The following is a 20,173-nucleotide window of genomic DNA, read 5'->3' as shown; positions in this document are numbered from 1 at the left end:
GGCGCGCCCTTACAACGTATGACCCGACCCTTTTCTAGTCATTAAGAACGGCTTAAGCGGTGGGCTGGAGCCGGTTTGAACCTGCCGTTAGCGTGGGGATCAAGTTTTCAGGGATATGGGGCGGATCGTCGGAATCGATCTGGGGACCACCAATTCGGTTGTCGCTGTGCTGGAGGCAGGTCGTCCCCATGTGATCGCCAATGCCGAAGGCGGACGAACCACCCCATCCGTTGTTGGCTATACGAAGGATCAGGAACTGCTGGTGGGTCAGCTGGCCCGGCGTCAGCTGGTGCTCAGCCCCCGTAACACCTTCTCTAACCTCAAGCGGTTTGTCGGCCGGGACTGGGACGAACTCGAGGACAGCAGCCTGTCGGTTCCCTACACGGTGCGTGCCAACGACCAGGGGCAGGTTCGGGTGCCTTGCCCGGTGACCGAGCGTGAATACGCGCCCGAAGAGCTGGTGGCCAGCATCATCCGCAAATTGGTGGATGACGCGTCTACTTACCTGGGTGAACCGGTGGAGGCGGCGGTGGTGACCGTGCCCGCCTATTTCAATGATGCGCAGCGCCAGGCCACCCGCGACGCTGGACGCCTGGCGGGCATCTCGGTGGAGCGCATCCTCAACGAGCCCACCGCGGCAGCTCTGGCCTACGGCTTTGATCGCAGCGCCGTCAAACGGGTCTTGGTCTTCGACCTCGGTGGCGGCACCTTTGACGTGTCGCTGCTGCGCATCGCCAATGGCGTTTTTGACGTCAAGGCGACGAACGGCGACACGCAGCTCGGCGGCAACGATTTCGATCAGCGCATCGTCAACTGGCTGGCTGATGCCTTTGAGCAAGAGCACAAGGTTGATCTTCGGCGCGATCGTCAGGCTCTGCAGCGGTTGACGGAAGCGGCTGAGAAGGCGAAGCAGGAGCTCTCAGGTGTGCTCAGCACTCCGATTTCACTTCCCTTCATCGCCACCAGCAGCGATGGTCCGCTGCACATTGAAACCCGGTTGGATCGAGCCACCTTCGAGGGCCTCTCCCCGGATCTGCTGGATCGTCTGCTGAGTCCGGTTCAGGCGGCCCTGCGCGATTCCGGTTGGTCAGCAGACGACATTGATGACGTCGTGCTGGTGGGTGGCTCCACGCGGATGCCGATGGTTCAGCAATTGGTGCGCACCCTGGTGCCGATTGATCCCTGCCAATCGGTGAATCCGGATGAGGTGGTCTCGATCGGTGCTGCGGTACAGGCCGGGATTCTCACGGGTGAACTCAGAGATCTGTTGCTCAATGACGTCACCCCCCTGTCGCTGGGACTGGAAACGATCGGTGGATTGATGAAGGTGCTGATTCCCCGCAACACGCCGATTCCCGTGCGCCAATCCGATGTGTTCAGCACCTCGGAGGCCAATCAGTCGTCCGTGGAAATCCATGTCTGGCAAGGGGAGCGCCAGATGGCGACGGACAACAAATCCCTCGGTCGTTTCCGGCTTTCCGGGATCCCACCGGCGCCGCGGGGGGTGCCCCAGGTTCAGGTGGCCTTCGACATCGATGCCAATGGCCTGCTGCAGGTGAGTGCCACCGACCGCACCACGGGCCGCAAACAGTCGGTGTCGATCCAGGGTGGCTCGAACCTCAATGAAGAGGATGTGACCGCTCTGCTGGCTGAGGCCGAAGCTAAGGCTGATGAAGACAGGCGCAAACGCAACCAGATCGAGCGCCGTAACCGGGCTCAGACCTTGCTCGCCCAAGCGGAACGGCGGCTGCGGGATGCGTCGCTCGAGCTTGGGCCCTATGGGGCTGAACGGCAGCAACGGGCCGTTGAAATGGCCATGCGTGACGTGCAGGACTGCATCGCCAACAACGACCTTCAGGAGCTTGATCTCTGCGTGAGTGGTCTCGAAGAGGCGTTGTTCGGGCTGAACCGTCGTCTGTCGGCGGAACGTCAGGCCGATGGCAGCCCGCTTCAGGGGATCCGCAACACCCTGGGTTCCCTCAAGGATGAGCTGTTTGCCGATGACTGGGACGATGACCCCTGGGGTCCTCCCAGCCGTCCGGATGACCGTGGCCGTGGTCTGAGCCGGCGTGACCCTGCACCTTGGGACGATGACATCTACCGCTGAGCCTGATTACTGGTCTCTGCTGGGAGTCGATTCCGACTGCACTGATCAGCAACTGAAACGGGCCTTTCGGCGGGAGGCCCGTCGCTGGCATCCCGATCTCAACAGCAACGATCCCGTTGCTGAAGAGCGCTTCAAGTTGGTCAATGAGGCCTATGCGGTGCTCAGCGATCCCCGCCGGCGTGAGGCCTGGCAGCGGGGGGGTGGATCCAGAGCGGATGTTGCCGATCCCTTTGCCCAGGGCTTCCCTGATTTTGAGGATTACCTCGATGTGATCTTTGGCGGCGGAACAGGTCGTTCTTCGGCTGAGGTTGAGGACGAGCCTGATTCACCCTTCCGGGGTGATGACGCCAGCCTTGAAACCAGAGGCCATGAACCTCCGGTGTCGGCGCCGCCGCCACCGCCGCCGGTGCGTGCCGTGGAAGATCTCGAGTCGGTGGTTCATCTCACCCCGGATCAGGCTCTCCAGGGAACTGTGGTGGAACTGACGCTCGATGACGGCACCGTGATCGAGCTGAACACGCCTCCCTTTGCGGGAGATGGATGGCGTCTGCGGCTTGAAGGCGTTGCCCCTGGTGGTCGTGATCATTTCCTGCAGCTCCGGGTCGTGACCGACGACGGGCTGCGGATCGACGGTTTACGGGTGCTCTACAAGCTGATGCTGTTTCCGCCGGATGCGGCCATCGGCTGCGCTGTGGATGTGCCGACCCTGGATGGCCCTGTGACGCTGCAGGTTCCTCCAGGCTCATCCAGTGGACGTTTGCTGCGGCTGCGGGGGCGTGGGCTGCAGCTGGATGATGAGCGGGGTGACCAGTTGGTGGAGATCGTTGTGGTGATTCCGTCGGATCTGGGTGATGCGGAACGAGCGCTTTACAGGCGTCTTCAGGAACTGGCGAGCGAATCCGAGCAGGGTGGTTGACGATGGGTGAGACTCCGGTCCGGTTGATCTGACGGTTTTCCTGATGCGCGTCCACGTCCTGCTCTTTGACGCCGGTACGGATAGCGAAGGCATCCACTCGCTTGAAATCGCCGGTCGAACCGTGGTTCTGCTGTTTGAGAACCCCGACGATGCCGAGCGTTATGCCGGCCTTCTGGAGGCCCAGGACTTTCCTGTTCCGACGGTGGAGGCTCTCGATCGGGAAGACGTGGATCTGTTCTGCCGTGAGGCCGGCTACGAGGCCCGGCTGATCGAGTCGGGCTTTGTGCCCAGCAATGACGAGGAGCGTCTGTTCATGGCGCCACCACAGAGCAACCGCGATGTGAGCAACTGGAAGGACGACATGGTTTCGGACGCCCCGGCTTCGGACGAGGCTGTTTCTGATGGCGGGGTGTCAGAGCAGCAGGCCGCGGAGCCGGCGCGCCAGGGACTGGAGACCGAACCGGAATCGAATCCTGAACTGGATGAGCTGCGTCGACGCCTGGAGGGTCTGCTCTGAGCCATGGCCGTGTTCGACCCCGATCTGCAGCCCTCCAGCGACCGCGGCCACCTGCTCACCGAGCAGAGCAACCAGCGCAGTTCACACCTGGATCAGCTCGACACCCTGGCGCTGTTGGAGTTGTTTGCAGACGAAGATCGTCGCCCCCAGGAAGCCGTCGCTGCGGTGGCCCCGGCCCTGGCCCAGGCGGTTGATGCCGTTGCCAATCGCCTCCGCGCCGGAGGCCGCCTCTTCTACCTGGGTGCCGGCACCTCCGGACGGCTGGGGGTGTTGGATGCCGCGGAATGCCCGCCCACCTTCTGCAGTGATCCCCAGCAGGTGCAAGGGGTACTCGCCGGTGGTTCCGCCGCGTTGCTGCGCAGCTCCGAAGGGCTTGAGGACATTGAGGCCGCCGGACGCGCAGATCTGGAGGAGCGGGGCTTCAGCACCAAGGACTGCCTGGTGGGCATCGCCGCCGGCGGCACCACCCCCTACGTGCGCGGTGGGCTGGCGTTCGCCAAAAGCATCGGAGCGCTTGCCATCGCCCTGGCCTGTGTTCCGACGGAGCAGGCCCCTCTGCCCTGCGATATCGACATCCGCCTGCTCACAGGCCCTGAGCTGCTGACGGGATCCACCCGGATGAAGGCCGGAACCGCCACAAAACTGGCGTTGAACACCCTCTCCACCGCCGTGATGGTGAAGCTGGGCAAGGTCTACGGCAACCGCATGGTGGATGTGGCCGCCAGCAACAGCAAGCTGGTGGACCGGTCGCTGCGGATCCTGCGTGATCTGGCCGGCGTGGAGCGGGAGCGGGGGCTGACGCTGCTGGAGGAGGCTGGCGGATCGGTGAAACTCGCCCTGTTGATGGCCGCTGCCGGGTTGTCGGTGGACCAGGCCAAAGCTCATCTGCAGCAGTACGACCAGCAGCTGCGGCCTGCCTTGGCCGCCTACGGCGCTCAGCTGGCGGAGGCCTGATCGAACCGTCCCCAGTAGGGGGCGGTGAACAGATCGAGGTTGGACCGGGTCTGCGCCGGGACTTGATCTTTGGGGGTGATCAGGGCATCTGCGAGGGCTGTGTGGGCCGGCGAGGAGGGAGGGTCCTGCTTGAGCCGCTGCATCAATCCACTCAGGATCGGTTCGGTGGCTGAGGCATTGGCCTGAAGGTTGCCGATCACCATCTCCACCGAGACGGCGTCGTGATCCTCATGCCAGCAGTCGAAGTCGGTGACCATGCTCAGGGAGGCATAGGCCAGTTCGGCTTCCCGGGCCAGACGAGCTTCGGTGTGATTGGTCATCCCGATCACCGAACAGTCCCAGGAGCGGTACAGCTTGCTTTCGGCCCGGGTGGAAAAGGCTGGGCCCTCCATGCAGAGATAGGTGCCACCGCGGTGCAGCCGTCGACCCTCCGGCATTCCCTGCTCGGCGGCATCGGCCAACAAAGCACTCAAATTGGGGCAGAAGGGGTCCGCAAGGCTGACGTGGGCTACGCAGCCGTTGCCGAAGAAACTGCTGGGCCGATCACGGGTGCGGTCGATGAACTGATCGGGCACGACCATGTCGCGCGGCTGCAGATGCCCTTGCAACGACCCCACCGCCGAGAGCGAGATCAGCCAGCGCACCCCCAGTGAACGCATCGCCCAGATGTTGGCCCGGTAGGGAATTTCACTTGGAAGCAGATGGTGATGGCGGCCGTGGCGGGCCAGGAAGACGGTTTCGACGCCCTCGAGCTGTCCCAGGCGCAGTTGATCGGATGGTGTCCCGAAGGGTGTTTCGACCGTGCGTTCCTCCACCTGGCGCAAGCCGGGGATCGAATAGAGACCGCTGCCGCCGATTACACCGACGCGGGCTTGGGAGAGGTCGGGCATGGTCGGCGTCTCTTTACACTCCAATTTTGCTCGCGCCACCATGACCAAGGCCTTGATGGACACTGGAGCAGGCCTGATCGAGCTCGAGCTGTTCGAAGCCGATGCCCCGAACACCGTCGCCAACTTTGTGAAGCTGGCCAAGGATGGCTTCTACGACGGTCTGGCCTTTCACCGCGTCATCCCCGGCTTCATGGCTCAGGGTGGATGCCCCAACAGCCGTGAAGGCGCCCGCGGCATGGCTGGTACCGGTGGCCCCGGCTACCAGATTGATTGCGAGATCAACCAGCAGAAGCACCAGGCCGGCACTCTGGCCATGGCCCATGCCGGTCGCAACACCGGCGGCTCCCAGTTCTACATCTGCCATGAGGCCCAGCCTCACCTCGATGGCGTGCACACCGTGTTCGGCCACACCGGCAACATGGACGTGGTGCTGAAGCTGGCCAACGGCTCCAAGATCAACAAGGTGACGATCCAGGAAGGCTGATCAGCTTCGGGTCCAATGCAGCAGTGATGGGCCGTTTTCAAGCAGTCCGTCACTGCCCAGGTTGATCAATTCATTGAGTTGATGCTCCACCCGTTCAAGGGTTTGGGGCGGGTGCAGGGCCATCCGCTCGGTGGGAACGCGCATCAGACCCACCCGTTCGGTTGCTGCTAGGGCCGCCAGATTCTTGAGCAGGGGGGCTGCATCGGCGCCGTCGGGAATCAATTTCCAGACGAATTGCGGTCGATCCCACAGAGCTAACAAGCGAGGTTCATGTAGGGCCTCAAGGCTGAAGCCATGGCGCTGGGCGATGGCCTCCACTTCCCGACGAACGGTGGGCCAGCTTTCGGGGCCCACGTTCACTGCCAGGGCCAACACCACGCAGGGACTCTCAGATTCGAACAGGTGCCCGAGCTTCTCCCGCTTGGCCGCCAGGTAGTCGGCGTTGTAGGCGCCGGGGTCCATCACCAGCGGCACCCGCTCCTCCACCTGCAGGCCATAGCCGCCGAGGCCGGCGATCTTGCGGGGGTTGTTGGTGAGCAACCGCAGCCGGTGGATTCCGAGGTCGGAGAGGATCTGCGCCCCGACGCCGTAGTTGCGCAGATCCGCCGGGAAGCCAAGCCGCTCGTTGGCTTCAACGGTGTCGAGCCCGGCTTCCTGGAGGCTGTAGGCCTTCAACTTGTTGATCAGGCCGATGCCCCGCCCTTCCTGGCGCAGATAAACGACCACACCCTCGCCTTCCGCTTCGATCTGGTGCAGGGCCGCCTCCAGCTGGGGCCGGCAATCGCAGCGCAGTGAGCCGAAGGCATCGCCGGTGAGGCATTCGGAATGCATGCGCACCAGCACGGGCTCGCTCAGGGCATTGGGCTCACCTTTGATCAGGGCAACGTGTTCGGAGCCATCCAGTTCGTTGCGGTAGCCAACTGCCTGAAAATTGCCGAAACGGCTGGGCATCTGGGCCTGGGCCATGCGGCGAACGAAGCGCTCGTTGTCCAGCCGGTAACGGATCAGGTCAGCAATGCTGATCAGCTTCAGCCCCCAGCGATCGGCGTAGCTGCGCAGCTCCGGCAAGCGGGCCATGGAGCCATCGCTGTTCTGGATTTCACAGATCACTCCGGAAGGGCTGAGGCCCGCCAGCTGTGCAAGATCCACGGCGGCTTCGGTGTGGCCGGCCCGTTTGAGCACGCCGCCGGGGCGGGCGCGCAGGGGAAAGATGTGCCCAGGGCGGCGCAGTTCCGCTGGCCGCGTGGCTGGGTTGAGGGCCACCTGAATCGTGGCGGCGCGGTCTTCGGCGGAGATTCCGGTGGTCACCCCATGCTCGATGCCGGCATCGATGCTCACGGTGAAGGCCGTTTCGTTGGCATCGGTGTTGCGGTCCACCATCAGCGGTAGATCCAGTTCGTCCAACCGCTGCCCCTCCATGGCGAGACAGATCAGGCCCCGTGCCTCGGTGGCCATGAAGTTGATCGCTTCCGGGGTGGCGAACTGGGCCGCGCAGATCAGATCGCCTTCGTTCTCCCGCTGTTCGTCGTCCACCACGACAACGCATTCCCCATTGCGAATCGCCGCCAGCGCGTCGCTGATGGCATCAAATGCGATGGGTTCGTTCGCGGGGTCAAGGGAACTGGGGTTCAGGAGCCTGGTCGCTGGGAGATGCCTTCATTATTGATCTCTGTACGATCGACCGTTGGCTGGTTGGTTCAATGGCAGGCAGGTCAACGTCGGCGGTTGAAGCGATGGCAACGGTGAAGGGCGGACGGGTTGCTGTGATCGGCGCCTCCGGCTACGGCGGCCTGCAGACCATCCGACTGCTCCAGGGCCACCCCGGGTTGTCTGTGAGTTTCCTCGGCGGTGAACGCAGTGCTGGTCAACGCTGGAGCTCCGTTTGTTCCTTCCTGCCCTTGCCGGATGACCCCAAGGTGGAATCGGCGGATCCGGATCGGATCGCGGCTTGTTCCGATTTCGCTGTTCTGAGCCTCCCCAATGGCCTGGCCTGTCAGCTGGCACCGCAACTGCTGGAGCGGGGTGTGCGGGTGGTGGATCTCTCCGCCGACTTTCGTTACCGCTCTCTGGAGCAGTGGCTGCAGGTGTATGCCAAGGAAGCCGGCTCCCTTAACCGTCAAGACGCTGAGCTCTGCAGCAGTGCTGTCTACGGCCTGCCGGAATGGAACGGCCCCGCTATCGCTGACGCGAAGCTTGTCGCCGCTCCCGGTTGCTTCCCCACCGCCAGCCTGATGCCCCTGCTGCCCTTCCTCAAGCAGGGCCTGATCGAGACCAGCGGCATCATCATCGACGCCAAGACGGGCACCTCAGGCGGGGGCCGCGTGCCGAAGGAGGCGATGCTGCTGGCGGAGGCCTCGGAATCGATCGCGCCCTACGGCGTAATCGGCCATCGCCACACGTCTGAGATCGAGCAGATGGCGATGGAGGTGGCTGGCCAGGACATCCGCCTCCAGTTCACGCCGCACCTGGTGCCGATGGTGCGCGGACTGCTCTCCACGGTCTATGCCCGCCTGCGCGACCCCGGTCTCACCGCCGAGGACTGCACCACTGTTCTGGAGGCGATCTACCGCCACCACCCCTGCGTTCAGGTTCTTCCGGTGGGCACCTACCCAGCCACCAAGTGGGCGCGCCACACGAACCGTGCCCTGCTGTCGGTTCAAGTGGACACCCGCACCGGTCAGCTTGTGTTGATGAGTGCCATCGACAACCTGATCAAGGGTCAGGCCGGGCAGGGAGTGCAGTGCATCAATCTGATGGCAGGCCTCGCTCCAGAGACGGGGCTGCCCCTGCAGTCGTTCTATCCCTGACGCCAGGTTGGCTTCAGCTCAGCCAATGCCCTGGGGAGGAGCAGGTGTTCCTGTTCCTGAATCCGTTGGGCGAGCCTGGCGTGGTCATCCCCATCAAGAACGGGAACGGCTGCCTGGGCCAGAATCGGGCCAGCATCCAGTTCCTCGGTGACGATGTGCACCGTGCAGCCGGTGACCTTCACCCCGGCCTGCAGGGCCTGCCCGATGGCATCCATGCCACGGAAGCTGGGCAGCAGTGAGGGGTGGATGTTGATCAGACGATCGGAATAGCCGCTGACCAACACCTTGGTGACGATCCGCATCCACCCCGCCATCACTACCAGCTCCACCTGGTCGGCGCGAAACAGGCGCACCAGTTCGCCGTCCAGCTCGCGCCGGTCCTTGATCCTGCGATGGTCGAGCACCGATACAGGAATGCCAAGACGCTCCGCCCGCTGCTGGGCACCACAGCCCGGATTGTTCACCACCAGCCGCTGGATCCGCGCGTTGAGATCCCCCGCCTGAATCGCCTGGACCACGGCCTCGAAGTTGCTGCCGCTTCCAGATGCCATCACCCCCAACTGCAGCGGGGCCTGGTCAGCTCGATTGTTGTGGCTAGGGTCTGTCAAAGCGGGGTTCGGTCCATGTCCCATCTCTCCATCCTGCCGACTGTTTTCACCGACCTCGAGCGTCTGGTCCAGGCCCTTCGTGATGAGGGCTTCACGGTGAAGCGATCGACCGAATTGAAGGGATTCGCGGACGACTCCAATGCCGTGGATGTGCTCGCGTCCCAAGGCTCTGCCATGCCCCTGGGCTGGACCCAGCGCGAGGACGGCACGATAGTGATGCATGGCGATATCCAACGGATCAGCCGCCAGCCGGGGCTTGAACAACGCTTGCAGCGGGTGACCCGTCGCTACGCCCTGCTCCATGCCATCGACCAAGTGCACCTTGGTCGCATGGGTTCCGCCGAGCTGATCCTGCAGACCAACTGACGTGTTCGAACCGGTTCAGGTCCGGCTCGATCTGAGCCATCCCGAAATACAGACCATTGCGATGTCCATCCAGTGGACACCGCAGAGCCAACGCCAGACCTTCCAGCTGCCGGTGTGGACACCAGGGTCGTACACGGTGCGTGATCACGCCCAGCACCTGCACAGCCTGCAGCTGCTGGCCAACGGCGAGGAGCTTCCGGTGCGTCGGATGGCGCCGCACCAGTGGCTCTGTGATCTGCCGGATCTGAGCCCGCTCACCCTCAACTATCAGCTTGAAGCCCGGGATCTGACCGTCCGCACCGGTTTGCTCGATCCTGATTTCGCGTCGCTCTGTCTCGCTGCTGTTGCGATGGACATCGACGGCTGCCGCTGGTCACCGCATCACGTTGCTGTTAGGGCTCCGGAGCACTGGAGTGTGCATCTGCCGCTGGAGACCAGCGCTGAGGGCTGGGTCGCTGCCGATTTCGATGCCCTCGTGGACAGTCCGCTGCATGCGGGGCCGTTCCAGGCAGAACCCTTCATGGTGGAGGGCAAGAGCCATGAGCTGCTGCTGATCGGCACGCCCCCGATGGGTTGGCCGCCGAACTTCATCAGCGACATCGAGAAGGTGTGCAGCGCCACTTGTCGCTTGCTGGGAACCCCTCCTCCGGCGGGGGACCGCTATCAGCTGGTGCTGCAACTGCTCGATCAGGGCTATGGCGGCCTGGAACACGACCACAGTGCGGTTCTGCAGTTCAGCTGGTCGGCTCTGGCCAAGCCCAAGGGCTACCGGCAGCTCTTGCAGCTGATCGGCCATGAATACCTGCACCAGTGGAATGTGCGGCGGCTGCGACCCGTTGAGCTTCGCCCCTACGACTACGGGCAGGCGGTGATCACCGAAGGCCTCTGGTTTGCTGAGGGAATCACCAGTTACTTCGACCTCAGCCTGCCCATGTTGGCGGGCTGTTCGGATCGGCCGACCCTGCTCAAGGATCTGGGAGAGGAGCTGTCCAGCGTTCTGATGTCACCCGGCTGTTCGATCCAGTCGCTGGCGGCCAGTGCCCGTGAGGCGTGGATCAAGCTGTACAAAGCGACGCCAGCCTCGCGGGACAGCCAGATCAGCTACTACCGCCTCGGTGCGGCAGTGGCTTTCTGCCTTGATGTGCGCCTGCGTCAGCGGGGCCACTCCATGGCGGCAATCCTGCGGGAGTTGTGGCAGGGTCCCGGCCTTCAGGCCCGCGGCTACAGCCGTGATCACATCAAGGCTGCAGTGGCTCGATGGGATGCCGATCTTGCGACGGATCTGGATCAATGGCTGGATCAACCCGAGGCCCTTCCCCTGATCGATTGCGTGGAGGCTCTGGGGCTGCGCATGGACCCTGTGCCGCTCAAGCACCCCGACCATGGACTCACCCTCAAGGACGCTGAGGGCGCCGCTTTGATTCAGCGGGTGCGGCGCGACAGTCCCGGGCAGCGGGCTGGACTTGTGGTGGGCGATGAGCTGTTGGCGATCAATGGCTACCGGGTGCGACGCAGCAGTGACCTTTCCGTTCTGCTTGAGAAGCATGAATGTGTGAACGTCACCTACGCACGCCGAAGCCTGATGAAGGAGACCCGTCTGTTTCCTGACACGGGTGTGGACCATTGGACGTTGGATTGGGATCCTGGGTGCACAACGGAACAACGGCAGTTGCGGGATCGATGGTTCGAGATCGTTTAAGCCGTTGCTTGAGCGGAGTGTTGAACCGCGTTGAGCAGCACCGGTCGTTCGCCATCAGCGGGGCTGCAGTGGGGGCGTTGGCTCTGGGACTGACCGGTTGGATGTTGATGGATCAAGGGGAGGTCTCCCCTGTGGTGATCGAGCGTGGTCGCCAACGGCAGGACAACCCCTCCTCCTCGGTGCCGTTACCGCCGAAATCGCGCTCCTGGCGGTCGCCTCTGGCTCGTCAGTGTTCGGGTGTGGACACCGCGTTGCGGTCGCGTTTGAACCAGCTCGAGGCCCGCTCGGGTTCCTGGCGAGCCTTCGTGAAGATCGATCCCACCAATTTTGGTGAGCGTTACTACAAGGACGCCTACGGCCGCGTGATCGACGCCACGCCGCGGGTGGTGGTGCTGCACGAAACCGTTTACTCCCTGAGCTCCGCGTTGAACACCTTCATGACGCCCCACCCGCGGGATGAAGATCAGGTGAGTTACCACACGTTGGTGGGCCAAGACGGCCGCGTTCTGGATCTGGTGGATCCGTTGAGTCGGGCCTACGGCGCCGGGTATTCAGCCTTTCTGGGGGAGTGGGCGATCACCAACAAGAAGATCAAGGGGTCCGTCAACAACTTCGCCTTGCACCTGAGCTTGGAAACTCCCCCATCGGGCGCGAATGCCTATGGCTCCCATGCTGGCTACACCACGCAGCAATACGACGCGCTGGCCTTGGTCTTGTCCGGTTGGATTCGTTCCTTCAATCTGCCGCCGGCGGCGATCACCACCCATCGCCATGTGGATCTGGGCGGAGAACGGGGTGATCCGCGCAGTTTCAACTGGTCGAAACTGCAGACGCGACTCGCCGCCCTTGGGGACCTCTGCGTTAGCTGAGGCGTCGTTAGCGTCTTTCTTGCTGTTAGCGCCTCGTTGACAACGCTCCCCAGCGAAGATCTCGATCGAATCATTGAAATGGCCTGGGAAGACCGCACTCCTTTCGAGGCGATTGAATTTCAATTCGGACTTTCCGAGCCGCAGGTGATTGCGGTGATGCGGCAGCACTTGAAATCGTCGTCGTTCAAGCTCTGGCGCAAGCGGGTGAGCGGACGCAAAACCAAACACGCAGCCACCAGCCACTCCGATCGGTTTCGGGCGAGCTGTCACAAGTGAGTGGGGCCTGCTTCGGTTCAGCGCAAAACGCCTTGCAGGATCCCTTCAACAAGGCCGGCCGGAATCATGCCCCGGGAGAAGCTTGTTGGTGCGTTGCTGTAGGTCGGGCCGGAGATCAGACCTGCAGCCACCTGCCCCATCACGCCGACAAGAGGCTCAATGTCATTTGAGCGCTGGGCTGGAGTGGCGAAGGCCCTGACGCAGCCATAAAAATCCCTGGCGTCTTTGCATTGGGCTGCCACTTCGGCGTCCACCTGAGCCAGCGCTGCTGCTGGAACCAGTAGGCCAAATGCCAGCAGGTAAGGGAGTTGTTTCATCGATCTACCGTGCTGGACCGATGAAACAACAGCCACGGGGGCTACCGCATCGCCCCAATAAGGGAGAGGCGGAGCTGCTGATCTCCCTCAACTGAGGGATGCGGAGAAGAGAGATTGGGTTGGGCCGCCTAAGCAGACAAGTCCCCTCCGTGGATGTTTAAACCGTGATGTCGGGATTCGGTTGGCGGCCGCCGTAAATCAACCTGTGCAGTTCAGGGTCCTGCATGTAGCCCAACACACGCGCCGGGTAATCCAATTTCCCGTTGTGGAGATAGGTGAGGGTGGCGATCGCCTTGGCATCCAGGTAGGAGCGGCTCGCCTGCAACAACAAGCTCTCCGGCAAGCCAAGTGCCAACTTCAGCCGTTGGAATTTTGCCGCCAGCAGGGTGATGTTCATTTCGGGGTCTAGCAATTGATTGCGGGCCCAGGTGATCTCCTCCTGTGTTGGGTTCGCCGGCAGCCGGTTCTGATGGATCAGCTCCGAAACGCCGATCTGGGCTGGTCCATGGGTCTTCACCAGACCGGAATGGGCGATGAAGGGAAGGCTTTCCCCTGGCTTGGAGTGCTGAATTTCGTCGAAAAGTACGGCGGTGATCAGCATCGGATTCACCTGATGAGCCTCTGCCTGGCGCAGGATCACCGGTTTCAGGTCACGCAGGCGATCCAGGGTCGATGCGCGCAGGGGTTGGAGTTGATCAACTCCGCTGGTGAACAGTTGGGCCAGCTGCGTCTGGGGTCCGTGCACCCCGAAGCGCCGTTGCAGCAGCTTGAGTTCTTCGGGGGAGAAGTCTGTGGGCTCGAGCCTGTCTCCGACTACCACAGGCGCCTGATCCTCAAGATCAACCACCGGCTGCGACCACTGACCGATCAGGCAGAAACTGGCTGCCGTCACCAGCAGCGCCGTTGTCCATCGCAGTGGCTCAGCCATGGGGGCTGGAAATGCGGTCAGCGGAAGGTGACATGAAACTAGCTGGGGTGTCCTTTTGCGTGGGCATCACGCCAGATCCTGGATACGTTCGGCAAGACTGCAACGCCCGCCCGGCATGAGCTTCCCGGATTTCAGCGCCTCCGACGCTCATATTCAGTGGCAGAGGTTCTGCGATCTCAGTTGGTATCACGATGATCTGGGCGTCTGGCTCGACATCAGCCGGATGCATGTGAACGCGAGCGACCTGCAGCAGCTGCAGCCTCGGATGGACAAGGCCTTCGCTGCGATGCAGGAGTTGGAAGCTGGCGCCATCGCCAATCCCGATGAGCAGCGTCAGGTGGGTCACTACTGGCTTCGCACCCCCGAACTCGCCCCTTCCTCAGAGCTGCAGCAGCACATCTCCAGGGAAATTGACCTGATCGCCGCCTTTGGGCGCGATGTGGTCAACGGAACGATCAAGGCCCCCAACGGCGAAGCCTTCACCGATGTCCTTTGGATCGGCATTGGCGGCAGTGGTCTTGGTCCCGCTTTGATGATCAAGGCTCTGCAGAACCCGGGAGAGGGACTTCCGTTCCATTTCTTCGACAACGTCGATCCCAATGGGATGAGCAACGTCCTGGCGGGGTTGGAAGGTCGTCTAGACCGCACGCTGGTGGTGACGGTGAGCAAGTCGGGGGGCACCCCTGAACCCCACCTCGGCATGGAGCAGGCTCGCCATCGCCTCGAGGCCGCTGGTGGCCAGTGGGCCGGTCAGGCCGTTGCCGTGACGATGCTCGACAGCAAGCTGGATCAGCAGGCCCAGAAGGAAGGTTGGCTCAAGCGTTTCGACATGTTCGATTGGGTGGGAGGCCGCACCAGCATCACCAGTGCCGTGGGTCTGCTGCCCGGGGCCTTGATTGGCTGCGACATCCGCGATTTTCTCAGCGGAGCATCTCAGATGGATGCTGCCACCCGCATGGCGGATCTTCGCCGCAATCCAGCCGCTCTGATGGCCGCCTCCTGGCATGTGGCCGGTGGTGGTCGCGGTCAGCGCGACATGGTTGTTCTGCCCTACCGCGATCGTCTGGAGGTGTTCAGCCGTTACCTCCAGCAGCTGGTGATGGAATCCCTGGGCAAGCGCCTGGATCGCAACGGTGACGTGGTTCACCAGGGCATTGCTGTTTATGGCAACAAAGGCTCCACCGACCAGCACGCCTACGTGCAGCAACTGCGCGACGGTGTCGACAACTTCTTTGCCACCTTCATCGAGGTGCTCGAGGACGTGAGCGATATCCCTACGATTTCCGGGGAATGCCCAGGCGACTTCCTCGATGGTTTCCTGCAGGGCACCCGCTCAGCCCTCACCGAGAGTGGGCGCCAGAGCATGACGATCAGCATGCGCTGCTTTGATGCACGCCGTCTCGGTGCCTTGATCGCTCTGTTCGAGCGTGCCGTCGGTCTCTACGGCGAACTGGTGAACATCAACGCCTACCATCAGCCGGGTGTGGAAGCCGGTAAAAAGGCAGCCGCTGCGATTCTCAATCTCCAAGGTCGTGTGGAAGCAATCCTGGCCGACGGTGTGGCCCGCTCCGCCGATGAGATCCGCCTGGCCCTCGGCGATGGCACCGACGAATCCATTTTCTGGATCCTGCGCCATCTCACCGGCAACCAGCGCGGCTTCAGTGCCCAGGGCGACTGGAGTCAGCCCGCCTCGATGCGCTTTAGCAAAGGCTGATCCCGACAGGGATCAGGGCACCAGGTTCACCAATTTCCCGGGGACCACGATCACCCGTCGGGGAGCTGCTCCTTCCAACCATTTTTCGGCCACATCACTTGCCAGGGCGAGCCGCTCCAGCTCCTCCTTGCCGGCTGAGGCCGGAACCTGCAGCTTGCCCCGCACCTTGCCCTTCACCTGGATCACCACTTCAACGCTGTCTTGCACCAGAGCCGTTGGATCCAGAACCGGCCAGCTTTGACGGTGCACGCTGCCACTTCCCCCCAAACGGTTCCAGAACTCCTCAGCCAGATGCGGCGCGAACGGAGCCAGCAGGCGAACCAGTCCGGAAAGAGCCTCCTGCAACACAGGTGCACTGAGGGCATCGATGCCCGTGGAGCTGATGGCATTGGAGAGCTTCATCAGCTCGGAGATTGCCGTGTTCAGCTGGATCTCGTCACTGAGATCCTCGCTGACGGCTTCGATGGCCAGGTGCAGCGCCCGGCGCACGTCACTATCGGCATCGCTCAGATCGGCCGGCCGTTGCATCGGCTCGAGTGAGTCGATGCGGGCAGAACCCGCCTCAACAAGGCGCCAAAGCCGTTGCAGGAAGCGGAACTGGCCCTCCACATCGGCGTCATCCCACTCCAGATCCTTCTCTGGCGGTGCCTTGAACAGGATGAACATGCGGGCTGTGTCGGCGCCGTAGCGGTCAATCACCGCCGCGGGATCAACGCCGTTGTACTTCGACTTCGACATCTTCTCGAATAACACCTCGAGCTTGTCGCCGGTGTTGGGGTCCCGGGGATCTTCGGCATCTGCCACGTCCGCTGGAGCGATGTACTTGCCGGTTGTCGCATTGCGGTAGGTGACGCCTTGCACCATGCCTTGGGTGAGGAGCCGTTCAAACGGTTCGTTGATGTCGATCAGGCCGCGATCCTTCAGCGCCTTGGTGAAGAAGCGGGCATAGAGCAGGTGCAGGATCGCGTGTTCAATGCCACCCACGTACTGCTTCACCGGCAACCAGCGGTTCACCGCCTCCTTGCTGAAGGGTTTCTCGGTGTTGTGGGGATCGGCGAAGCGCAGGAAATACCAGGAGGAACACATGAAGGTGTCCATGGTGTCCGTTTCCCGCTTGGCAGGCTTGCCGCAGCGGGGGCAGGCCACGTTGACCCAGTCGCTTTGCTGGCTCAGGGGCGAACCGCCCTTGCCCGAGAGATCAATGCCCCGGGGCAGCTCCACCGGAAGGTCCTCGCGCGGCACCGGAACAGCACCGCAATTGTCGCAATGGATGACGGGAATCGGGCAGCCCCAGTAGCGCTGGCGTGAGATCAGCCAGTCGCGAAGGCGATAGGTGACCTTGCTGCGGGCCCAACCCTGCTCGGCGCCGTGGCCAGTGATGGCGCCCTTTGCTTCGCTGGAGGCGGTGCCATCGAAGCTGCCTGAGTTGACCAGTGTTCCGGCATCCGTCCAGGCCTGACCGGCCGCGATGGCTTCAGCAGCTCCCTCGGCGTCGATCACCTGCTGGATCGGCAGACCATTCGACTGGGCAAAGGCGATGTCGCGCTGGTCGTGGGCCGGTACGCCCATCACAGCGCCCGTGCCGTACTCGGCCAGCACGTAGTCGGCGATCCACACCGGCAGCACCACCCCCGTCAGGGGGTTGATCACATGGCTGCCAATGGGCACTCCCCGTTTGGGCCTGTCATCACAAGTGCGTTCGATCGTGCTGAGACGAGCCACCTCCTTTCGGAAGGCTTCGACCGTGTCCTTCTGTTCTTCGCTGCTGAGGCTGTCCACCAGCTCGTTTTCCGGTGCCAGCACCACATAGCTCGCCCCAGCGAGGGTGTCGGGGCGGGTGGTGAAGACGGTGATCGTCTGATTCTGTGCCCCTTCAACGTTGAAGCTGATCTCGGCCCCTTCGGAGCGGCCGATCCAGTTGGCCTGCATGGTGCGCACCCGTTCCGGCCAGCCCTTGAGGGCATCCAGGTCATTGAGCAGCGGCTCGGCGTAGTCGGTGATGCGCAGGAACCACTGGTTCAGCTGGCGTTGCTCCACCAGGGCTCCGGAGCGCCAGGAGCGGCCGTCACCATCCACCTGCTCATTGGCCAGCACGGTCTGGTCGACGGGATCCCAGTTGACGGTGGCGTTCTTGCGATAGGCCAGCCCGCCCTCAAGCAATTCAAGGAACAGCCACTGGGTCCAGCGGTAGTAGTCGCTGTGACAGGTCGCCTGCTCGCGGCTCCAGTCGATCGACAGACCAAGCCGATCCAGCTGCGCCCGCATCTGATCGATGTTGCGGTCGGTCCACTCACCGGGATCCACATTGCGTTCGATCGCTGCGTTTTCCGCCGGAAGTCCGAAGGCATCCCAGCCCATAGGATGCAGCACGGCATGGCCCAGCATGCGTTGCACCCGGGCGATCACATCGGTGATCACGTAGTTGCGGACGTGGCCCATGTGCAGGCTTCCCGAGGGATACGGGAACATCGACAGGGCAAAGAACCCGGGCTTCTCCCCACCAACTTCAGTGGTGTCCACCCCATCCGCCTTCCAGCTCTCCTGCCAGCGCTGCTCCAGCGCGGTGGGGTCGTAACGACCGGTCTGGGCACTGGTGTCGACGGCAGGGTTGGCAGCGTTCACGGAACCAGCGCTCGGCAAGGTTGCGATCGTGCCACATGCCTGGTGTTCAGCCGAGGGAGCGGATCACGCTGATCTGACGCCGGTTGATCAGCACGGGCCGGCTGGTGCCCGCTCGTTCGATGGCCAGAAATTCAGGGTCCTGCCAGATCAGACGCCCCTCTATGGGCTCCTGCCCCACCAATCCAATGCTGAGGGGGAGCTGTTCACGGATCCAGCTCTGCAGCAACCGAACCCCCGGAAGGCTTGGATCGAGTGGAGATGTCTCCATAGGATTCGGCGGCAATACCGGCCACGCATGCTGCAGTTCAGCAAAGACACGGCCAAATAGCTACGGTTGACTGGGATCTTTACGGTTACTGACATCCCAGTGCATATTCGTGGGCATATCTCCATACCTTCAGAGACTCGGCACCAAGCCCGGTCTGTATTTTGTCAGAGCTGTGCCGAAGGACCTCCAAGCAAGGCTTGGCAAGAAGCACTGGAGATGGAAGGCAGGCAACGACCTGACCGAGGCCAGGAGATCCGTTCCTGAGTTCTTGGTCATGACTGACCGAGCGATTGCAGAGGCGCGAGGGGACGTGGATGCACTGATGGAGGTGGTCTCTCGATCACCGCGTGCAGAGACACCCACCTCTGTGGTCCTTGAACAGGAGGGAATGGGACCAACTGACCTCTGTCCCAAACTCACTGATGAAGAGGCACACAGGGTCGTAGAGAGGCAGTCACGGATCGAGGCTGGTCTCCCTGTCGAACGCAGTTGGCAGGATCTGATCGACTTGGCTGTACGTCTGAAGGATCCAGCACCTTCAACGCTGGGTGAATGGAAGAGGCATCTCTCCAAGGCGATGGAGGTGGCTGGTGTCGAGTCAGTGGATCAGGTCACAGAGGCACATGCCAGGAAGTACCGGGACCACCTGTTGGATTCAGTTCAAGCGTCAACCACCAAGACCAGGCTTAGGTATGTGAAGGCGTTGTTTGAGGTTGCAGAGGAAGAGGACTGGATTGAGAGGAACCCCTTCAACGCCATCAAGCTCAAGCGGATCAAGGCCAAGAGCAAGCCAAAAGAGGTCCAGCTGTTGGATGAAGCCGACAAACTCATCCACAAACTGCCTGACCATCAACAGTTGTTGTATTGGCTGATGAAATACTCCGGCTGTCACGTCTCAGAAGCAGCAGGAATCAGAGCCGACGATATTGATCTTGAGCAAGGCATCTTCCACATCCGCGAGAACGATCTTCGCCCAGTCAAGAACGCATACAGGGTCAGAGATATTCCAATCATCCCAGCCCTGAGGAAGCACATCGAAGGTGCGAAACTGAGAGGCATCAAGGGATACGTTTTCCCAGGCTTGTACGAGGACAAATACAAGCGATGGGGCAATGGAATGTCATGGCATCGGAGGATTGGTGTCTCACCCAAGGCCTGCAGAGATGCAGCGACGACGGTGCTGAGAGCTCACGGTGTCAATGAGTTCGTGATTGGTTCGATCCTTGGTCACACTCCGAAGACCAGCACCAACAGGTATGGCAGCGTGACGATGGACGCCAAACGGAAGGCATTGGAGTTGCTTTCGTTATGACGGTCAGCTGGAAGCACTGTCCCATTTGTACGCGCCTAGCTACAAAAGAGGGAGAAGGATCTAGCAAATGAAAAAGCTTCTCGTCGTATTGCTCATGACCATGCACCCCCAACTTGCCGCAGCCGAGGTGGATCCAAATATCAAGAGTGGCAACTTTGAATTTACAAAGCCTTACTTTATGTCAATGACCTACTCGAGATCATCAGAAGACAATGCATTATTTGGTCTTGCGATTACAACCAAAGAACAAAATAAAGACCGAAACGGATTGGATATACCGAGCGCGATGATCATGAACTGCAAGACCGAAATATTCTCTGCTGCTCTTTATTTTGAGTTGGAAGGGGGATTCGAAGCTTCGAAGCTTATTGCAGGATCTTTTTGCTACATGCATAAAAAGTACTGGTCACATTCTGATTGGTGATCACGTCTCTTCAGACGTTCTCGCTTGTAGGGACCGACTGCTGAACAAAACGTCCAGTGTTTGCAGCTCTTCAGTGGCTGGGTGAAGGGTCGTTA

At 61.8% G+C, this 20,173-nt stretch carries 20 protein-coding genes; 13 read left to right on the top strand and 7 right to left on the bottom strand.

Annotated features, from left to right (window positions below):
* The first annotated feature begins 115 nt into the window (after positions 1-115).
* The 4 genes from dnaK to murQ are packed head-to-tail and all read left to right on the top strand — an operon-like array spanning position 116 to position 4,494.
* Positions 116-2,107 (top strand): molecular chaperone DnaK, encoded by a 1,992-nt coding sequence (gene dnaK / locus SYNCC9605_RS07005; RefSeq protein WP_011364367.1) that lies wholly within the window; start codon positions 116-118, stop codon positions 2,105-2,107.
* Complete coding sequence (locus tag SYNCC9605_RS07000) at positions 2,091-3,023, top strand: DnaJ domain-containing protein (RefSeq protein WP_011364366.1); 933 nt, start codon at positions 2,091-2,093, stop codon at positions 3,021-3,023. The genes dnaK and SYNCC9605_RS07000 overlap by 17 nt, the downstream gene beginning before the upstream one ends.
* A gap of 43 nt (positions 3,024-3,066) precedes the next feature.
* Positions 3,067-3,540: a DUF3110 domain-containing protein gene (locus SYNCC9605_RS06995; protein ID WP_011364365.1), complete on the top strand. Its 474-nt coding sequence runs from the start codon at positions 3,067-3,069 to the stop codon at positions 3,538-3,540.
* A 3-nt stretch (positions 3,541-3,543) separates the two neighbouring features.
* Positions 3,544-4,494, top strand: coding sequence for an N-acetylmuramic acid 6-phosphate etherase (gene murQ, locus SYNCC9605_RS06990; RefSeq protein WP_011364364.1), 951 nt, complete (start codon positions 3,544-3,546; stop codon positions 4,492-4,494).
* Here murQ and mtnP read toward each other — a convergent pair.
* On the bottom strand, positions 4,476-5,384 hold the full coding sequence (mtnP, locus tag SYNCC9605_RS06985; RefSeq protein ID WP_011364363.1) for an S-methyl-5'-thioadenosine phosphorylase: 909 nt from the start codon (positions 5,382-5,384) through the stop codon (positions 4,476-4,478). The genes murQ and mtnP overlap by 19 nt on opposite strands.
* A 40-nt stretch (positions 5,385-5,424) precedes the next feature.
* On the opposite strand from mtnP, the gene SYNCC9605_RS06980 reads away from it, so the two are divergent.
* Entirely contained in the window at positions 5,425-5,868 is a 444-nt protein-coding gene (locus tag SYNCC9605_RS06980; protein ID WP_011364362.1) for a peptidylprolyl isomerase, read from the top strand.
* On the opposite strand, the gene ribBA is transcribed toward SYNCC9605_RS06980, so the two are convergent.
* Positions 5,869-7,464, bottom strand: coding sequence for a bifunctional 3,4-dihydroxy-2-butanone-4-phosphate synthase/GTP cyclohydrolase II (gene ribBA, locus SYNCC9605_RS06975; protein ID WP_156783039.1), 1,596 nt, complete (start codon positions 7,462-7,464; stop codon positions 5,869-5,871).
* A gap of 137 nt (positions 7,465-7,601) precedes the next feature.
* Between ribBA and argC the strand changes: the two genes are divergently transcribed.
* The gene (argC, locus tag SYNCC9605_RS06970; protein ID WP_011364360.1) at positions 7,602-8,675 is read left to right on the top strand and encodes an N-acetyl-gamma-glutamyl-phosphate reductase; all 1,074 of its coding nucleotides are present in this window, start codon (positions 7,602-7,604) and stop codon (positions 8,673-8,675) included.
* Here the strand turns inward: argC and purN are convergent.
* Entirely contained in the window at positions 8,666-9,226 is a 561-nt protein-coding gene (gene purN, locus SYNCC9605_RS06965) for a phosphoribosylglycinamide formyltransferase (RefSeq protein ID WP_011364359.1), read from the bottom strand. The two genes, argC and purN, sit on opposite strands and share 10 nt — an antisense overlap.
* Positions 9,227-9,298: 72 nt before the next feature.
* Here purN and SYNCC9605_RS06960 point away from each other — a divergent pair, with 72 nt between their 5' ends.
* The 4 genes from SYNCC9605_RS06960 to SYNCC9605_RS06945 are packed head-to-tail and all read left to right on the top strand — an operon-like array spanning position 9,299 to position 12,493.
* Complete coding sequence (locus SYNCC9605_RS06960) at positions 9,299-9,649, top strand: DUF1257 domain-containing protein (protein WP_011364358.1); 351 nt, start codon at positions 9,299-9,301, stop codon at positions 9,647-9,649.
* 1 nt (position 9,650) lies between these two features.
* Positions 9,651-11,348 (top strand): M61 family metallopeptidase, encoded by a 1,698-nt coding sequence (locus SYNCC9605_RS06955; protein WP_041434768.1) that lies wholly within the window; start codon positions 9,651-9,653, stop codon positions 11,346-11,348.
* Positions 11,330-12,217 carry an N-acetylmuramoyl-L-alanine amidase gene (locus SYNCC9605_RS06950; protein ID WP_011364356.1) on the top strand — a complete coding sequence of 296 codons (888 nt, stop codon included), beginning with the start codon at positions 11,330-11,332 and terminating at the stop codon, positions 12,215-12,217. The genes SYNCC9605_RS06955 and SYNCC9605_RS06950 overlap by 19 nt, the downstream gene beginning before the upstream one ends.
* 36 nt (positions 12,218-12,253) lie before the next feature.
* Positions 12,254-12,493 carry a TIGR03643 family protein gene (locus tag SYNCC9605_RS06945; protein WP_011364355.1) on the top strand — a complete coding sequence of 80 codons (240 nt, stop codon included), beginning with the start codon at positions 12,254-12,256 and terminating at the stop codon, positions 12,491-12,493.
* A gap of 17 nt (positions 12,494-12,510) precedes the next feature.
* Here SYNCC9605_RS06945 and SYNCC9605_RS06940 read toward each other — a convergent pair whose 3' ends face one another.
* Together SYNCC9605_RS06940 and SYNCC9605_RS06935 are read right to left on the bottom strand one after the other, a co-directional pair.
* Positions 12,511-12,810 (bottom strand): hypothetical protein, encoded by a 300-nt coding sequence (locus tag SYNCC9605_RS06940; protein ID WP_257928342.1) that lies wholly within the window; start codon positions 12,808-12,810, stop codon positions 12,511-12,513.
* Positions 12,811-12,967: 157 nt separating this feature from the next.
* Complete coding sequence (locus tag SYNCC9605_RS06935) at positions 12,968-13,738, bottom strand: hypothetical protein (RefSeq protein ID WP_011364353.1); 771 nt, start codon at positions 13,736-13,738, stop codon at positions 12,968-12,970.
* A gap of 115 nt (positions 13,739-13,853) precedes the next feature.
* Here SYNCC9605_RS06935 and SYNCC9605_RS06930 point away from each other — a divergent pair, with 115 nt between their 5' ends.
* Positions 13,854-15,452, top strand: coding sequence for a glucose-6-phosphate isomerase (locus SYNCC9605_RS06930; RefSeq protein WP_041434765.1), 1,599 nt, complete (start codon positions 13,854-13,856; stop codon positions 15,450-15,452).
* A gap of 12 nt (positions 15,453-15,464) precedes the next feature.
* Here the strand turns inward: SYNCC9605_RS06930 and leuS are convergent, their stop codons facing one another.
* Both leuS and SYNCC9605_RS06920 read right to left on the bottom strand, forming a co-directional pair.
* Positions 15,465-18,074 carry a leucine--tRNA ligase gene (leuS, locus tag SYNCC9605_RS06925; RefSeq protein ID WP_041435625.1) on the bottom strand — a complete coding sequence of 870 codons (2,610 nt, stop codon included), beginning with the start codon at positions 18,072-18,074 and terminating at the stop codon, positions 15,465-15,467.
* Between the two features lie 46 nt (positions 18,075-18,120).
* The gene (locus SYNCC9605_RS06920) at positions 18,121-18,357 is read right to left on the bottom strand and encodes an Hfq-related RNA-binding protein (RefSeq protein WP_308297684.1); all 237 of its coding nucleotides are present in this window, start codon (positions 18,355-18,357) and stop codon (positions 18,121-18,123) included.
* Between the two features lie 94 nt (positions 18,358-18,451).
* Between SYNCC9605_RS06920 and SYNCC9605_RS06915 the strand changes: the two genes are divergently transcribed.
* Both SYNCC9605_RS06915 and SYNCC9605_RS06910 read left to right on the top strand, forming a co-directional pair.
* Positions 18,452-19,654, top strand: coding sequence for a site-specific integrase (locus SYNCC9605_RS06915; protein ID WP_011364349.1), 1,203 nt, complete (start codon positions 18,452-18,454; stop codon positions 19,652-19,654).
* A gap of 67 nt (positions 19,655-19,721) precedes the next feature.
* The gene (locus SYNCC9605_RS06910; RefSeq protein ID WP_011364348.1) at positions 19,722-20,078 is read left to right on the top strand and encodes a hypothetical protein; all 357 of its coding nucleotides are present in this window, start codon (positions 19,722-19,724) and stop codon (positions 20,076-20,078) included.
* Positions 20,079-20,173: the final 95 nt, after the last annotated feature.

It is taken from the genome of Synechococcus sp. CC9605 (assembly GCF_000012625.1).
Lineage (GTDB): Bacteria > Cyanobacteriota > Cyanobacteriia > PCC-6307 > Cyanobiaceae > Parasynechococcus.
The sequence above is the reverse complement of the archived record's forward strand: the minus strand, read 5'-3'. Positions and strand labels throughout refer to the sequence as shown.

Coding starts and splice junctions, on each gene's coding strand:
- purN (WP_011364359.1), bottom strand. CDS start 9,226: ATGGCATCTGGAAGCGGCAGCAACTTCGAGGCCGTGGTCCAGGCGATT.
- SYNCC9605_RS07000 (WP_011364366.1), top strand. CDS start 2,091: ATGACATCTACCGCTGAGCCTGATTACTGGTCTCTGCTGGGAGTCGAT.
- dnaK (WP_011364367.1), top strand. CDS start 116: ATGGGGCGGATCGTCGGAATCGATCTGGGGACCACCAATTCGGTTGTC.
- SYNCC9605_RS06940 (WP_257928342.1), bottom strand. CDS start 12,810: ATGAAACAACTCCCTTACCTGCTGGCATTTGGCCTACTGGTTCCAGCA.
- argC (WP_011364360.1), top strand. CDS start 7,602: ATGGCAACGGTGAAGGGCGGACGGGTTGCTGTGATCGGCGCCTCCGGC.
- SYNCC9605_RS06935 (WP_011364353.1), bottom strand. CDS start 13,738: ATGGCTGAGCCACTGCGATGGACAACGGCGCTGCTGGTGACGGCAGCC.
- SYNCC9605_RS06995 (WP_011364365.1), top strand. CDS start 3,067: ATGCGCGTCCACGTCCTGCTCTTTGACGCCGGTACGGATAGCGAAGGC.
- SYNCC9605_RS06950 (WP_011364356.1), top strand. CDS start 11,330: ATGGTTCGAGATCGTTTAAGCCGTTGCTTGAGCGGAGTGTTGAACCGC.
- SYNCC9605_RS06930 (WP_041434765.1), top strand. CDS start 13,854: ATGAGCTTCCCGGATTTCAGCGCCTCCGACGCTCATATTCAGTGGCAG.
- SYNCC9605_RS06980 (WP_011364362.1), top strand. CDS start 5,425: ATGACCAAGGCCTTGATGGACACTGGAGCAGGCCTGATCGAGCTCGAG.
- murQ (WP_011364364.1), top strand. CDS start 3,544: ATGGCCGTGTTCGACCCCGATCTGCAGCCCTCCAGCGACCGCGGCCAC.
- SYNCC9605_RS06960 (WP_011364358.1), top strand. CDS start 9,299: ATGTCCCATCTCTCCATCCTGCCGACTGTTTTCACCGACCTCGAGCGT.
- mtnP (WP_011364363.1), bottom strand. CDS start 5,384: ATGCCCGACCTCTCCCAAGCCCGCGTCGGTGTAATCGGCGGCAGCGGT.
- SYNCC9605_RS06910 (WP_011364348.1), top strand. CDS start 19,722: ATGAAAAAGCTTCTCGTCGTATTGCTCATGACCATGCACCCCCAACTT.